Source organism: Pseudomonas sp. Leaf127 (assembly GCF_001423155.1).
GTDB classification, from domain to species: domain Bacteria; phylum Pseudomonadota; class Gammaproteobacteria; order Pseudomonadales; family Pseudomonadaceae; genus Aquipseudomonas; species Aquipseudomonas ovata.
Genome location: NZ_LMOA01000021.1, coordinates 41,107 through 56,479, shown reverse-complemented (window position 1 = coordinate 56,479; position 15,373 = coordinate 41,107). Strand labels below are relative to the sequence as shown.

The window sequence follows — 15,373 nt, the reverse complement described above, 5'->3', positions numbered from 1 at the left end:
CTTGAATCTCCTCTTGAATGGGTAACTGTAGATAGCCCTTTCAAGATGGGCCTGTGACGGGCCGGGAAGTTCAGTGGGATTTTCAGGAATAACGACCAACCCCACCGCGCTGATCAATACCATCGTGCAGGACCGGCTTCAGCCGGGAATACTGCAGACCGGGCGCCACATGCATCTGGACAGTCCCGGCCCTTACAAGCACTATCAGCCCGCCCTCACCTGCTGCAGCACCACCTGCAACGGATGCAACACCACCTTGCCGTCCTGGCGCTTGACCTGGCTGCGGCACGAGTAACCATCCGCCACCAGCCCGCCATCCGTCGCGTGCCTGGCCACCAGCGGTTGCCAGGACTGTGCATAGATAATGGCCGAAGTGCCGGCATTGCGGGTTTCGTGCCCGTAGGTGCCCGACATGCCGCAGCAGCCGCTGGGCAGTACATCGAGCTTCAGGCCTAGACGCGAGTAGGCTTTCTGCCACAAGCCGATGCTGCCCGGCTCGTTGGTCTTTTCGGTACAGTGCGGCAGGAAGCGGAACACCTTGCCGGTGTCTTCGCGCTCGGGCAGTTGCGCGGTGGCCAGCCATTCCTGCGGCAACAACACCGTGGGGGCTTCGGCGCCTACGGTCTTGGCGTATTCCTGGCGATAGACCAGGGTCATGGCCGGGTCCAGGCCCACCAGCGGGATGTCGAAGCCTTGCAGGCGGCCCAGGGTCTGGCTGTTGTAATGGGCGGCCTTTTCGAACGCAGCCATGAAACCCTGCACTTGCAGCGGCTTGCCGTTGGGGGCATAGGGTGCCAGGTACACCTGGTAGCCCAGGCGGCTGATCAGTTCCAGCCAGTCGGCAGCCAGGTGGGTCTCGAAATAACGCGTGAAGGCGTCCTGCACCAGGATCACGGTGCGCTCGCGCTGTGCGGGGCTCAGGGCCGCCAGGCGCTCGGGCGTCGCGATGCCAACGTTCCAGCGGGCACAGGCGGCGCGGAAATCCATCAGGCTCAGCAACGGGCTGTCGACCATGCCGGCCACGTGCTCCAGCAGATAGCGCACTGGCCTGGCGCTCATGGTGGCGTTATACAGCCTGGGGAAACGCGCCAGGTACGGGATGGTGAACTCCAGCGAGCCGATCAGGTAGTCCTTGAGCGGGCGCAGGTAGCGGGTGTGATACAGCTCGAGAAACCGCGAGCGGAAGTCCGGCACGTTGACTTTGACCGGGCATTGTCCCGCACAGGACTTGCATGCCAGGCAGCCGGCCATGGCGTCATAGACCTCGTGCGAGAAGTCCTGCTGGCCACGGCGCCGGGCCAGACTGTTGCGCGCCTTGTCCAGCAGCCCGCTCAGGGCGTTGCCGGAGCGGGCCTTGATGCTGGCCGCCAGGACGTCGATGTTCTGTTCGCCTTGCAGGCGCAGCCATTCGCGGATCAGCGAGGCACGGCCCTTGGGCGAGTGAATGCGGTCGCGGGTGGCTTTCCACGACGGGCACATGGCGTCGTTGGGGTCGTAGTTGTAGCAGGCACCGTTGCCGTTGCAATGCACGGCACTTTCATAACTCTGCCACACGCGCTCATCAATGGTCCGGTCCAGTTCGCCGCGCAGCTCCACTTCATCGACCAATGTCAGGCGGGCGGCCGGCACCGTGGCCGGCGTGGCGATCTTGCCGGGGTTGAGCTGGTTGTGGGGGTCGAAGGCCGCCTTGAGCGCCTGCAACGACGGATACAGCTCGCCAAAGTAGCCCGGCACGTACTGTGAACGCAGGCCCTTGCCATGCTCGCCCCACAACAGGCCGCCGTGCTTTTGCGTCAGCGCCGCCACCTGGTCGGAGATCGGGCGGATCAACGCCGCCTGGGCCGGGTCTTTCATGTCCAGGATCGGCCGCACATGCAGCACGCCGGCGTCGACATGGCCGAACATGCCGTATTGCAGGCCGTAGCTGTCGAGCAGGTCACGAAATTCCTGGATGAAATCGGCCAGGTTCTCCGGTGGCACGGCAGTGTCTTCCACGAACGGCTGCGGCCGCGCCTCACCCTTGACGTTGCCCAGCAGGCCGACGGCGCGCTTGCGCATGGCGTAGATGCGGGTCATGGCGGCGTGGCCCACGGCCAGGGTATGGCCCAGGCGCACCACCGAGGTGTCGCGCTGCAAATGCTCGACGAAACCATGCACCTGGCGTTCGACGTCGTCCAGGTCATCGCCGCTGAACTCGATCAGGTTGATGCCCAGGGTCGGGGTCTCGGGATTTTCCGGAAAATATTCGGCCACGCCGTGCCAGACGATGTCCTGCATGGCCAGCATCAGGACCTTGGAGTCGACGGTTTCGATCGACAGTGGCTTGAGCGCCATCAGCGCCTTGGCGTCACGCAGGGCATCCATGAAGCCGGCATAGCGCACATTGACCAGGATCGAGTGCCTGGGGATCGGCAGCACGTTCAGGCGCGCCTCGACGATAAAGCCCAGCGAGCCCTCCGAACCACACAGCACGCTGTTGAGGTTGAAGCGCCCGTCTGCTTCGCGCAGGTGCGCCAGGTCGTAGCCGGTCAGGCAGCGGTTGAGGGGCGGAAAGATGTCCTTGATCAGTTGCGCCTGTTCATCGGCAATGCCCTGCGCGCAGCGATACACCTCGGCGCCGCGGTCGTTGCGGGCCTGCTCGGCGGCCACGGCCTGATCATCCATCACATGACTGTACACCCGGGCGCCGCCGAGCAGCACGGTGGACAGGTCGAGCACGTGGTCGCGGGTCTTGCCGTAGGTGCAACTGCCCTGGCCGCTGGCGTCGGTGTTGATCATGCCGCCGATGGTGGCGCGGTTGGAAGTCGACAGCTCCGGGGCGAAGAACAGCCCGTGCGGCTTGAGTGCGGCATTGAGCTGGTCCTTGACCACACCGGTCTGCACCCGCACCCAGCGCTCCTCGACATTGATTTCCAGGATGCGGTTCATGTGCCGTGACAGGTCGACGATCACCCCGTCAGTCAGCGACTGGCCATTGGTGCCCGTGCCGCCGCCGCGCGGGGTCAGGACGATGCTGTGGAATTCCGGCCGGGCGGCCAGGCGCGCCACGATTTCGACATCGCCGCTGTCGCGGGGAAACACCGCCGCTTGCGGCAGGCGCTGATAGATCGAGTTGTCCGTGGCCAGCACGGTGCGCAGCCCATGGTCACGGGCAATGTCGCCGGCAAAGCCTGCACCGGCCAGGGCGGTGAGGAAGCGGTCATACAGGTCGGCCTGTCCGGTCGCGGGTTTGAGCAAGGCAATCATGGCGTACTTCCTGTCTCGAAGACTTTTTATATGCAGAACACGTATGCTGGCGCCAACGCCCGGCTACGGCCTATCAACGGTTGAGGTGGATTTTCGGCCACAACCGACGTACTGGCAAATGTAAAACCCGGCGGTTTTGCATGAGTTTTATGAATGAGCAATGTTGACGCCTATGAACCCACGACGCCTGACCCCTTCGATGTCGCTGTTGATCGCTTTCGAGGCGGCGGCGCGCCATGGCAGCTTTACCAAGGCCGCCGACGAACTGGCACTGACCCAGAGCGCGATCAGCCGCCAGGTGCAGGCCCTGGAAGCACAACTGGACGTCGAGCTGTTCAAGCGCGACGGCCGGCGCATCGAACTGACCACGGCCGGCGCCCTGTACCAGCATGAACTGGCCGCTGCGCTGGGGCGGATCCGCAGTGCGACGTTGCAGACCATTGCGCATAAATCCGAAAGCGGCACCCTGAACCTGGCGGTGCTGCCGACCTTCGGTTCACGCTGGCTGCTGCCGCAGATGCATGACTTTTACGCCCGGCATCCGGGGTCTGTGGTGCACATTCATTCGCGTATCGCCCTGAACGACCTCAGCTCGGCCGCCCAGGACATGCACGCGCTGATCTGCGCAGGCAACGGCAACTGGCCAGGCTATATCGCCCACCCGCTGATGGCCGAGACCTTGCTAGTGATCGCCAGCCCCGACGCCCTGCCCGGCCATGCCGGGATGCGCCCACAGGACGTGGCCCAACACTCGCTGCTGAGTGTGGTCTCGCGGCCCAATGCCTGGTCGGACTGGTTCGAGCATAACGGACTTGACCATCATATCCTGCGACCCGGCCCGAGCTTCGAGGTCACCTCACACCTGATCCAGGCCGTGGCCGCCGGTATCGGTATCGCCCTGGTGCCCAGCGTGCTGGTGCGTGACGAACTGGCCCGTGGCGAGCTGGTCAGCCTGTTCGAGCCGATGAACAGCGGGCGCAGCTATTACCTGGCGTATGCCACACGGTTTCAGAATTTGCCGTCGTTGTGTGTGTTTCGGGACTGGTTGCTGGCCAATACGAACACGTGATCTGTAGGAGCGCGCTTGCCCGCGACCGGCTGCGTAGCAGTCGTAAAATTTCAGCGTTTCCGAGATTTCTGCGAGCGCTACGCACTCGGTCGCGGTGGTCCGGCATACCGGCAAGCGCGCTCCTACCTGAACTGTATTTGCTGCACGACAGCGCTGTGCCTTAGCGGGTGTCAGTGACACAACGCCAAGGCAAGGCTTACACCGTGTGGCGCCTTTCCAGGCTCAAGCCGTTCCTGCATGGGTTATGCGCAGCGTCGTACCGCCTCGCCTGTGCACACTCAATGCCCATTCTGATCCCACACCCAATCCCATAGCCCGGGCAGATGCACGAGGGTCTGGCCATTTTGCACGGTGCGGGCCATGGCTGCACGCTGCAGCTCGGCGGGGTTGTCATAGAAGGGCTTGGGCGCCAGGGGCACACCGTTCTGGCGGGCGCTGTCGATAAGGATCTGCAGGTATTCCTGGACATGCCGGGCGCTGTAGCGGTTGATGTCATGGAAGGTCACCACCACTGGCGTGGCGCCATCCACCGCTGGCAATTGACCACGCACCATGCGTTCTCGCACCAGCGACATCTCTCGCAGAAAGTGCGCACGGCGCCGCGGGCTCATGTTGAAGCCCCAGATCTTGCCGTCGTTGGCACTCAGGTCGGTGAGCAACACATGCAGGCCATGGCGCGTGTAGGCCGCGAAGGTGCGCTGGTCGTAGTTCCAGAACGGCGGACGCACCAGCGTGGCCTGCTGGCCGCTCTGGGCCTGGATGATCTGCAGGCCGTCGGTCAGTGACTGTTCCAGCGCCTCGGGACTGAGCGAGCGGTGGTTGGTGTGGCGTGGCGTGGCGCTGTGAAACCCCAGGATGTGTTGCTCACGGCCTTCACGGCGCATCAGCTCACGGCCTGTTTCGGTTCGCCCACCGCCAACAGCACCGGTCTGCACAAAGAACACCGCCTTGATCCCGGCCTGCACCGGATTATCGGCCAGCCCTTCAAGCACCTGCTCGGTGGGGTTATAAAAACCCGAACCACTGGGCCCGTCGTCGAAAGTCAGGACAAACCGCACCGGCGGCACCTGGCGCAGTTGCTCGGCGGTCTGTTGGGTCAGGGGTAAAGGAGCGCCAATGCAGCCCGATAACAGGCAGGCGACAAACAGCCAAAAAACGGCAAGAACGGTTTTCATGATTGACCCGGGCAGCTCCGCTCAGCGAAGGCTTGAGCGAAAAGCTGCACACACTAGCGGCCGTCGTGCATTAACACCAGCGCAGCCTACCGGCCACCGGCATCAGGTCGGGCAACTGACGGTGCCGTTGTTGAGGTTCTGCTTGTGAATCTGATAATCGAGGGTGGCCTTGCCATTGGTCCACTTGAGGGTCATCACCAGCAACGAGTCAAAGTCGTCGCCGGTCCAGTCATCGATCAGCCGGGTTTTCTTGCCTGAAGCCTCCTCGGCCACCTTGTTGACCAGGTCCGGCAGGTAGCCATGAGACCAGGCGGTATAAATAGTGGCGTCGTGGTACTTGGCTTCCATCAATTCATGGGCCAGATCGCTGGTGTCGTTGGCGCTGAAGTCGATATTCACCGGCAGGCCAAGCTTGATGGCGCTCGGACCGATGGTCATCAGTGGCCGGATGTAGCTATAGGAATGGTCGCCCTCACCCTCTTCCACCTGGCGGCTGGGGTTGGCGGCGAAGATGAAGTCGGCCTTGCCGAACTCGTTGGGCAACAGTTCGGCCAGGTCCAGCGCACGATTAAGCCCCTGGCAATTGAGTTGCCCCAGGCCCATGGCCGGCTTCTCGGCGTGGCGCAGAAATACCAGAGTCTGGGTGCCGTTCTTGGGCTCGGCATGCACGCCCTGGCCGCTGGAAAACCAGAAGACCGCCGACGCGCTGAGCGCCAGCGGCAAAGCCAGCCAGCGGGCTTTGCGCCAATGGCCCAGGGAAGAGGTGAGATGCTTGATCATATTCAGAATCCGGTGCAGGTTTTTATCAATGCAATTTTGTCCAGTCACTGCGGCAACATTGCCAGACCTGGTGGCTTCATGAATCCATCCGGTGGGTATTACGTCCTTGCAACAGCCTGTCCAGAGGCTAGTCGCCGTATGTTGCGGTATGAAGAAGACCTGCATGAGAGTCGAAAAAAGGCACACCGTTGCAAGCGCCCGGGAAAAATATGCGCTCGGGCGTCAAAAAAGCGTGAAGAACCCCCTGCCAATACGGGTTATTGGCGCGTCATTGCGGGCGTTTGATGCGCTCCCAGATCTGGTTACGCCATGTTTCAACCTCGGGTTTTACGGCTTCGAGGACGAACATGCGGCTGACCATGTCGGCATTGGGGTAGATTGTGGTGTTGTTCCACAGCTTCGGCGCGATCAGGGCGTCAGCCTTTTCGTTGCCGTTGGCGTAATGCATCTGGTTGGTGATGTTGGCAATCACCTCAGGGCGCAGCAAATAGTTCATGAAGGCATAGGCGGCCTTTTCGTTAGGCGCATCGATCGGCATCGCCACCATGTCGAACCACATCGGCGCCCCTTCCCTGGGCACCACATAATCGATAGCTTCATGGCGGCCAGCCTTGGCGGCGAGCGCCTGGGCCTGGGAAATGTCACCGGAAAAACCCACGGCCACGCATATCTTGCCCTCGGCCAGATCGGCGATGTAGCTGTTCTGGTGAAAATAGCGCACATAAGGTCGCACGCTGGCCAACAGGGCCTCAGCCTTGACGTAGTCGGCCGGGTCTTCGCTATGCGCAGCCAGGTTCAGGTAATTCAGGGCGATGGGCAGCATCTCGGGGGCATTGTCGATCAGGGCCACACCGCACTCGGCCAGTTTTTTCATGTTCCCGGGCTTGAGCACCAGGTCCCAGGAGTCCAGAGGCACGTTGTCGCCCAGTGCAGCCTTGACCCTGGCTCGATTGAAGCCAATGCCGGTGCTGCCCCACAGGTAAGGGAAACCATGGGCATTGCCCGGGTCGTTGACCTGCAAGGCTTGCAGCAGCACCGGATTGAGGTTGTTCCAGTTCGGCAATTGACGCCGGTCCAGTGCCTTGAGCGCGCCGGCATCGACCTGCCGGGCCAGGAAGTGCACCGAGGGAAACACCACGTCGTAGCCAGAGGCACGCGCCAGCAATTGAGTATTGAGGTCTTCGTTGCTCAGGAAGGTGCTGTAGTTGCCCTTGATACCGGTGGCAGACTGAAAACCCTTGAGGGTGTCGGCCGCAATGTAGTCAGTCCAGTTATGGATATTGACGGTGTCGGCCGCCTGCAGAACCGGCGACGCCAGCAGTAATCCCGACAGGGTGATTCTCAGCATTGCACAGTCCTCGACGTCGAGGCCTCAGCTTGCCTTCTATACGCTCACGCTTCAATGGAAAAACAAGGCTGGCGCGGCATGAACCGCAGCAGAGGTTGTTACAAACATGACCCACCTCAACAAATCGAAATAATAAGCGACCGTTTGCCTGATTGTTTGTTGCCTGTCGCAATGCAGTGCTATTTTCAGTGCTCGTTCAAGACATTTCTGACAAACCTGCAGGAATTTGTCCGCCCCTTGGGGCACTGACACACGGCCCTGCGCAGAGACGTCTTGCCCTGACACTCTGGCATCGGATGGTGCTCGTCTGTAACAGGTGGGTCTCATGAACAAGGTCACCTTTCCCAATGCCTGCCAACTCATGCGCTGGCATTTCCATCCTGTGGGCTTTGAAGCCACCATGGATGCCCCCTGCAGCATGATTGCCCGCCTGTTCGATCGCGCCAGCGGTGAAACCCTCGTGGCCATCGCGGGCCTGCCCTGCGCTACGGTGATGAACGCCCGCGACGTGGAAGTGATCATTGAAGCCATCGAGGCCGAAATGGAGCTTTTCAGCCTGCCAGGCAATCTGCTGCAGTTGTCTTGAACAGCCGCACAGCGAGCACTCACCGACAGCGACCTGACAGACTTGGGGCGCCTGGTCCGGGGCCTGACACATCGGCTACTCAGCGAATTTGACTGAGCCTGATGGCCTCGCCAACGGTTTCAAGCATTTTTGGCACATCCTGGTGCCAGTCCAGCGCGTAGCCGATGCGCAGGTACTGGCGGTGCAAACCGCTCAGGCTGAACAATTCGCCCGGCGCGATGACCAGCCGACGGGCCAGCAATGTATCGAACACCTGGCGCAGATCTACACCTTGCTGGGTTTCGGCCCAGATACCGCTGCCGCCCCGGGGCATTTCAAAGCGAACCCAGCGGCCCAGGTGCTGATCCATCAGTTGCCCCATGACCTGCATGCGGGCTTCAAGCAAGCCACGCAACTCGGTCAGGTGCTGATCCATCCGTCCACTGCTGCACAGCCGGGCAATGGCTTTCTGTCGCACCGGTGGCAGATCGAAGGCTCGCAGCAAAAAATAGTCTTGCCATAACGGCTCGAAATGCCGGCACAACAGATAACCGTAGGGCGCCTCGGGCCCGAGCAATTTGTCGAAACTGCCCAGAATCAACAGCCGCTGCGGATCAATCCACTCGCGCAGGCAAGTGTCGCGCGGTTCGAAGGCCAGTTCGCCGTGGCTGTCATTTTCCAGCACCCAGATCTGCTGGCGATTGAGTTGATGTGCCATGGCCTGGCGGTTATGCAAAGGGGCGACACTGCCGCGTACCGGGTTGAGCCGTGAAGACAGGATCGCCAGGCTGATGCTGTGTTCCGTCAGCAGTTGATCCAGTTCGGCCAGGCGCACCCCTCCGTCATCATCCAGCGGCATTTCCACCACCTGCACCTGCAAGGATTGCAGCAACCGCAGCTGAGTCCAGTGGCAGGGTGACTCGACCAGCACGCAGCTTCCGGCCAGGCGCAAGGTGTGCACCACCGCCTTGAGCATGCCCAGCAGGTCGGGCCCGATGTACACCTGCTCGGCATGCCAGCAGTCCTGGGCATCGTGGGTATAGCGTGCGGCCAGGGCGCTGCGCAGCTCCATGTCGCCGAACGGCTGGAAGCCGGTATCCAGCCGTTGCGGGTATTGGCGCACCAGCTCGCGCTCGGTGCCCAGCAATACACCCTGCGATGCCAGCAACAGGCTCGGCTCGTCGCCCGAGAGCATGTTTACCCCGGGCCTGCGCACGTTATGGTAAAGCCTGTCGAGCACACTGCCGCCCTCACCCGTCAGCGTTTCTTCACAACTGGCGGGCAAGGCGTAGTACCCCGACTTGGGCACCGAGCAGATCCGCCCCTCCTGTTCCAACAGCGAGTAGGCGCTCTGGATGGTCGAGATCGACACCCGCAGGCGTCGTGCCAACTGGCGCAGCGAAGGCATCTTGAGGGTCGAATCGGTCTGCACCTCGTTGATCAGGCGAACGAGATAGCGATACACCGCCTGGTAGGCGAAATCGTTTTTGTCTTTCATGGCAGGCAACCGGGGGATCGAGCATGGAAATCAAGCGCCGGGCTTTGCGTTCAGGCAAGCCGGCATCGGCACAGCGATCAGCGGCCCGTAAGCCTGACGACCTGAAGTTCGCCGCTGTGTGGGTCGACCCGGCGGATACGCCGCTGATCAGGGTCGGCCAGGCGGATACGGGCGATGATGGAGGTAGGGTCGGTGCGCGTCAGGGACTGGCGCTTGTACAGCCCTTGCAAGCCGGGCAGGCTCAGCCCGCTGATTTCCACCAGCCACAGTAGCACCTGATCCGGCGCACTCTGGCCGTCCAGCGCCCGGTGCAGGTCAGCCAGGGCCACCAGCATGCCGGGATGACAACGGCGCAGGAACGCTTCCAGCCCTGCCCCGCCATCGACAAAGGGCGAGAACAGCATGCACACCAGTTGTGCCTCGCTCAGGTCATAGGCTTGCTGGGCAAAATCAGCCGCCAGTTCGCGTCGCGCCTCGATGCGCTGCTCGCCGTCATAGGCGGCCATGGCTTGCTCGATCAGTCGCACCGGCATCTGTTTGCTGCGCATCAGGCTGCGTGCCAGGACCAGGTAGTCGGCAATCCCGTCGGCATACTCGCGCTGCTCGACCCACTGCGCCCGCAGCCCCTGCATATGGGCCATGAGCAACGGGTTGGCGCAATCGGACTCACTGAAGCTGAAGGCCAGGTCCTCGAAGCGAAACGCCAGAAACTCGGTCAGCAGGTTCCAGTGATCATCGGCCTTGCCGCACACCAGGTCATTGATGGGCACGAAGGTCGGGTTCAGCGGTTTGGCCGGCAGCAGCGGTGGCCGAACGCAGGACACCACTGGCTCGTCCTCACCGTACAGCTCATGCAGCCAGGCCTGGCCGATATGATCCAGACTGCGCATGACGCTCTGCAGGCTCTGGTTACGCCAGTGCCCGGTGTGCAGGCCGCTGCCCTGAGCCAGGCGCATCAGCCAGGTGATGTATTGCTTCTGTTCCTTGCGCGAGTCGCCACTGACCACCGCGTCGGCGCCATTGCCCCAACTGATGGCCCGCCCCAGAAATTGCGCCAGCCCCAGGTAGCAACTGTTGCAGAACGTGGTGCGTGCATCACCCGCCGACAGGTGCCCGGCCTGCAGCATGTCGCAGCGATTCTGCTCGCGTCCGGCACTGGAAAATGGCAGGTCCGGCTCGAAGGCATGTGTGTACTGATGGTCGAACACCAGCATTTCGACCCGCGGATCGTCATACAGGAACAGCGCCGAGTAGACCCGATGAATGTTACCCATCACCGCCGGCGTGATGCCGGCATGGCGCAGGGTGGCCACACGCAGGTTGAAGGTGCCGGGCGCCCTTGCCGCAATGCTCAACTGGGCTGCACGCAGCAAGGCCACGGTATAGGCGCTGTCCTTGCCGCCACCAAAGGCAATCATGACCGTGAAGCTGCTCATGCGCTCAATGCCGCCAGCGGCCACGATCAGGCGCTGTATCAGCAATTGCAGGGCGGTGCGTTCGGCCCGGGTGAAATAACCCAGCAGCCGTTGCAGCACTTGCTGGTAGACATAGTTCATGGCTTGTTCATGAATGGCACTCATCATGCTGGCCCTGCCCGTCGCGAAGTTGAAACCGCCGATAGCGTGAAGCGGAGTAGACAATGGATCTGACAACCGAACATGGCTCATTCCCTGAGTAGTAGTTATCAATTCATTATCAATATCACTCCCTCGATTACAAGCGACAGGCCAGGCGCAAAACATTAACTCAGCGGCATGAATACACGCATCGAATTAAACATCGACCGGATACTCCTGCCTTTTTAAACACCTGAAAACGCCGTTTTACTCAAGGTTTGAAACCGTGAATTCCAGGCGCCAGACCGGTGGCGACTGGCCCGCGCCAAGGCACCTGGAAAAACAGTCAGGGTCCAGGCCACTTGAAGCCATAGAGCCCTACAGACCCGCGCCGTTTAATCACGCATTGAAATACCAGACACAGACCCTGGTTAGTAGAGAACTTTCCTACAACAACGGCAGCCCCGTGTAGGAGCCAAAAGCAGAAAAAGGCATTGATTGGAAACAATCAATGCCTTGACTTGGGGAATGCTCTAAAAATTCGGCCTTACTGTATCGGCCTGAAGAAAAGTAGCTGCTAACCGCGCCAACGTGATCAGTCAGTCGTCACTTCCAGCACCGCTCGCCCGCCAATCGGACAACCGTCCATGTAACGGTGTGCCTGCACCACTTGCTCAAAGGCAAACGGGCGAATCGCCAGCGGCTGCAACACACGATCGGCAGTCAATTGGTTGATGTCGCGCAAGGCGCGCTGCAACGACTCGGCGTCCTGATCAATGCCCAGCTCCGGCTTGCCGGTGAAGTTACCCAGGCAATGCACATAGAACTGGATGTTCTTCTGAAACGCTGCACAGGCCGGAAACGGCGTCTGGTTGCCACCTTGCAGGCCGTACAGGACCAGGCTGCCACGCGGCGCGAGCACATCGCCCATCAGCGACATCTGCGGCCCGCCAAGCCCGTCGAACACCCCATCCACACCGCGATTGGCCGTGTATTTGTTGATGGTCATCAACAGGTCCTGCTCTTCGGTAACCACCACCTTGTCGGCACCCAGCGACAACAGGTAGTCGCGGGCATCGGCGGTCTTGGTGGCGGCAATGACCTTCACGCCCAGGGCCTTGCCCAGTTGCACAAAGCACGGTCCTGCGCAGTGGCTGGCGTCGGTCACCAGCACGGTCTGCCCGGCCTTGATGCGCGCCAGATCGACATAGGCGAAATAAGCAATCAGCAAGGGGGTGTAATGCACACTGGCCTGGGCAGGCGTCAGCACGTCGGGATAGCGGGTCAGGGCCGTACGCGGCAACACGATCACTTCGCCGTACACCGGATGCTGGTTGGGGTCGGCTGCCGGAAAGCTGGCCACCTTGTCGCCCACCGCCAGGTCCTCGACACCGACGCCCACAGCCGTCACCACACCGGCCATTTCATAGCCCAGGCCTGCCGGCAGGCGCGCCTTGGAACTGGCCAGGTTCTGCCGCCAGAGAACGTCGTACCAGCTGATGCCAATCGCCTGGACGCGTATTTGCACTTCGCCAGGCGCAGGCAGCGCGGCGGGATGCTCTTCGAGCTTGAGCACCTCGGCCGGGCCAAACTGGTGAAAACGGATCGTGCGGGACATTGAGAACCTCGCCTTTTGAACCTAGATGCCCTGCACTTTATCCGGGCTTTCCCGGCAGAACCAGTCAGTGGCTGTTAATAGTCGACATGCCTGTCATCGATTCGCAATAGATACGATCTGCTGTCGAGACGTTCCCTTCCCGGCACAGGCGGCGGCCATTGTTCGCATGTGGCCGGCACTTTGCAACCGTTCGACACCGTTGACCCGCATCCTGCCCCGTACGAATTAATCGTTCCGCCCCCGTGCCGTTTGCCCGTACTATGCGCACCGGTGTCGATACAAGGCGTTTTCCTACAGCCCTACGCGACATGTCCGAATCGACAAATGGCCCGAGCCCCCACGTATGAACCGCAATGACCTGCGTCGTGTCGACCTCAACCTGCTGATCGTCTTTGAAACCCTGATGCACGAGCGCAGCGTGACCCGTGCCGCCGAAAAACTGTTTCTCGGCCAGCCCGCCATCAGCGCCGCCCTGTCGCGCCTGCGCGGGCTGTTCGACGACCCGTTGTTCGTGCGCACCGGGCGCAGCATGGAGCCCACTGCCAGGGCCACGGAAATCTTCAGCCTGTTGTCACCGGCCCTGGACTCGATTTCCACGGCCGTCAGCCGCGCCTCGGAGTTCGACCCGGCCACCAGCAATGCCGTGTTCCGCATCGGCCTGTCCGATGAAGTGGAATTCGCCCTGCTGCCCTCACTGCTCAAGCGCCTGCGCTCCGAAGCCCCGGGCATCGTGCTGGTGGTGCGCCGGGTCAACTACATCCTGATGCCGGCCCTGCTGGCCTCGGGCGAAATCTCGGTGGGCGTCAGCTACACCAGCGACCTGCCGGCCAATGCCAAGCGCAAGGTCCTGCGCCGCAGCCGCCCACAAGTGCTGCGCGCCGACACCATCCCCGGCCCGCTGAGCCTGGACGACTTCTGCAACCGCCCGCACGCCCTGGTGTCCTTTGCCGGCGACCTGTCGGGGTTCATGGATGAATACCTGGAAAAACTGGGGCGCAAGCGCCATGTAGTGCTGGCGGTGCCGCAGTTCAACGGCTTGGCGACCTTGCTGGCCGGCACCGACATCATTGCCACGGTGCCGGACTATGCCGCCGAAGTGCTGACCGCCAACGGCGGGGTCAGGTCCGAGGACCTGCCGCTGGAGTCGCAGACCTTCGAGTTGCACATGGCCTGGCGCGGGGCACAGGACAATGACCCGGCGGAGAGGTGGTTGAGGTCGCGGATTCAGATGTTTTTTGGGGATCCTGAGAGTCTGTGATGGAATTCCATTAAATTCCATAAAGCCGTTTCATAACATTAAGTTATCCAGAAAATCAGTCTATTGCCGCCTGTCTAAATCCAATGGATTCCACGACTCATGGGGGCATTATTGGGGGCAAATTTTGGTTCCTTAAAAAGGATGCCCCCACTGATGCCCCCAGATCATGTGGTTGTTTTCAAACGAAAACTCAGCGATGCCTTGATCTGCTCTCTGACCGAACCAGGTAAACACGCCGTGTTTTTAAAGCATCGTGTTGCTCGGTGGCAGTGGCGCTATTGGGAAATGCATGACTACACAGTCCTTCAAATGTATAAGGAACATAAAAAGCCAGAACCGCTGTACGATTCCGGCATTCCCTCTACTGGGATGTGCTCAGGGCAAAGGATCAAACTTCAACGCGCTCAAGCTCTGCACCTTGTCTTCACGCACCATCTTGTACTCAGTGTTCGGCCCGATCCAACGCTCCCAGATCGCATCAATCTCCCCAGCCTTCTCCATCGCCATCAACGACTCGTTGACCTTGGCCAGAAACGCCGGCTCATCGCGGCGCATTCCGGCGCCAATCGGTTCAAGGGCCATCGGCTCCTTGGCCAGGGCCAGCTCGACACCACTGGCCCTGGCTTGGTTGACCAGTTTCAGCGCGGTCATGGTGTTGGTCACCAGGCCTACCACCTTGTTCTGTTGCAACGCCATGTAGGCCGAGCCGGTGTCCTGGAAGGTCACTGGGGTAGCCCCGGCAAGGCGGATCGACTGCTCGGAGGTGGAGCCCTTGGTGGAGCTGATGCGCTTGTCCTTGAAGAAGCTTTTCGGCTGGTCGGCATTCGCCACGCGCACCACCAAGGTTTCCTTGGCGATGTAGTACGGGTCGCTGAACTGGATCTGTTCGGCGCGGGTCTTGGTGTAGGCCAGGTTGGCGAAGATCACGTCGACGCGGCCCATTTTCACTTCGGGAATCCGCGCTTCAACCGACAGCGGCTTGAGTTCCAGGGCCACGCCCATGGTCTTGGCAAGGGCTTTGCATAGGTCCACATCCATGCCCACCAGCTCGCGGGTTTTGGGGTCCGGCGCGGAGAATGGCGGCACGTCGGCGTAGACGCCGCAACTCAGGGACTGCTTGGCCATAATGTCGCTCAACTGGTCGGCCTGTGCGACGGCGATCGCCAATGGCCCCAATGCCAGTGCGGTAAAAAGATGCTTCATACCCATGGGAAATCTCCAGAAAGTTGAACCAGCAAAATGGCAGAGAGAGCAAAGCCG

12 protein-coding genes are annotated in these 15,373 nt (G+C 61.2%); 4 read left to right on the top strand and 8 right to left on the bottom strand.

Going from position 1 to position 15,373, the window contains the following annotated elements; all coding sequences use genetic code 11:
* Positions 1-204: 204 nt before the first annotated feature.
* The gene (gene ydiJ, locus ASF84_RS13555; RefSeq protein WP_056839185.1) at positions 205-3,246 is read right to left on the bottom strand and encodes a D-2-hydroxyglutarate dehydrogenase YdiJ; all 3,042 of its coding nucleotides are present in this window, start codon (positions 3,244-3,246) and stop codon (positions 205-207) included.
* Positions 3,247-3,418: 172 nt separating this feature from the next.
* Here ydiJ and ASF84_RS13550 point away from each other — a divergent pair, with 172 nt between their 5' ends.
* The gene (locus tag ASF84_RS13550) at positions 3,419-4,315 is read left to right on the top strand and encodes a LysR substrate-binding domain-containing protein (protein ID WP_056839184.1); all 897 of its coding nucleotides are present in this window, start codon (positions 3,419-3,421) and stop codon (positions 4,313-4,315) included.
* 278 nt (positions 4,316-4,593) lie between these two features.
* On the opposite strand, the gene ASF84_RS13545 is transcribed toward ASF84_RS13550, so the two are convergent.
* Positions 4,594-5,490, bottom strand: a complete 897-nt coding sequence (locus ASF84_RS13545) for a polysaccharide deacetylase family protein (protein WP_056839182.1) — start codon at positions 5,488-5,490, stop codon at positions 4,594-4,596.
* 102 nt (positions 5,491-5,592) lie between these two features.
* Positions 5,593-6,276: a hypothetical protein gene (locus ASF84_RS13540; protein ID WP_056840133.1), complete on the bottom strand. Its 684-nt coding sequence runs from the start codon at positions 6,274-6,276 to the stop codon at positions 5,593-5,595.
* Here ASF84_RS13540 and ASF84_RS29105 point away from each other — a divergent pair.
* On the top strand, positions 6,259-6,555 hold the full coding sequence (locus tag ASF84_RS29105; RefSeq protein WP_152034995.1) for a hypothetical protein: 297 nt from the start codon (positions 6,259-6,261) through the stop codon (positions 6,553-6,555). The genes ASF84_RS13540 and ASF84_RS29105 overlap by 18 nt on opposite strands.
* Here ASF84_RS29105 and ASF84_RS13535 read toward each other — a convergent pair.
* Entirely contained in the window at positions 6,539-7,618 is a 1,080-nt protein-coding gene (locus ASF84_RS13535) for a polyamine ABC transporter substrate-binding protein (protein WP_056839180.1), read from the bottom strand. The two genes, ASF84_RS29105 and ASF84_RS13535, sit on opposite strands and share 17 nt — an antisense overlap.
* A gap of 325 nt (positions 7,619-7,943) precedes the next feature.
* Here ASF84_RS13535 and ASF84_RS13530 point away from each other — a divergent pair, with 325 nt between their 5' ends.
* On the top strand, positions 7,944-8,204 hold the full coding sequence (locus ASF84_RS13530; RefSeq protein WP_056839178.1) for a DUF1652 domain-containing protein: 261 nt from the start codon (positions 7,944-7,946) through the stop codon (positions 8,202-8,204).
* Positions 8,205-8,283: 79 nt separating this feature from the next.
* On the opposite strand, the gene ASF84_RS13525 is transcribed toward ASF84_RS13530, so the two are convergent.
* From ASF84_RS13525 to ASF84_RS13515, 3 genes are all read right to left on the bottom strand, one after another.
* On the bottom strand, positions 8,284-9,681 hold the full coding sequence (locus tag ASF84_RS13525) for an aminotransferase-like domain-containing protein (RefSeq protein WP_056839176.1): 1,398 nt from the start codon (positions 9,679-9,681) through the stop codon (positions 8,284-8,286).
* Between the two features lie 77 nt (positions 9,682-9,758).
* Positions 9,759-11,261, bottom strand: coding sequence for a hypothetical protein (locus ASF84_RS13520; protein ID WP_056839174.1), 1,503 nt, complete (start codon positions 11,259-11,261; stop codon positions 9,759-9,761).
* A 571-nt stretch (positions 11,262-11,832) separates the two neighbouring features.
* The gene (locus tag ASF84_RS13515) at positions 11,833-12,855 is read right to left on the bottom strand and encodes a zinc-dependent alcohol dehydrogenase family protein (protein WP_056839171.1); all 1,023 of its coding nucleotides are present in this window, start codon (positions 12,853-12,855) and stop codon (positions 11,833-11,835) included.
* Positions 12,856-13,198: 343 nt separating this feature from the next.
* On the opposite strand from ASF84_RS13515, the gene ASF84_RS13510 reads away from it, so the two are divergent.
* Complete coding sequence (locus ASF84_RS13510; protein WP_056839169.1) at positions 13,199-14,113, top strand: LysR family transcriptional regulator; 915 nt, start codon at positions 13,199-13,201, stop codon at positions 14,111-14,113.
* Between the two features lie 375 nt (positions 14,114-14,488).
* Here the strand turns inward: ASF84_RS13510 and ASF84_RS13505 are convergent, their stop codons facing one another.
* Entirely contained in the window at positions 14,489-15,322 is an 834-nt protein-coding gene (locus ASF84_RS13505) for an ABC transporter substrate-binding protein (protein ID WP_056839167.1), read from the bottom strand.
* Positions 15,323-15,373: the final 51 nt, after the last annotated feature.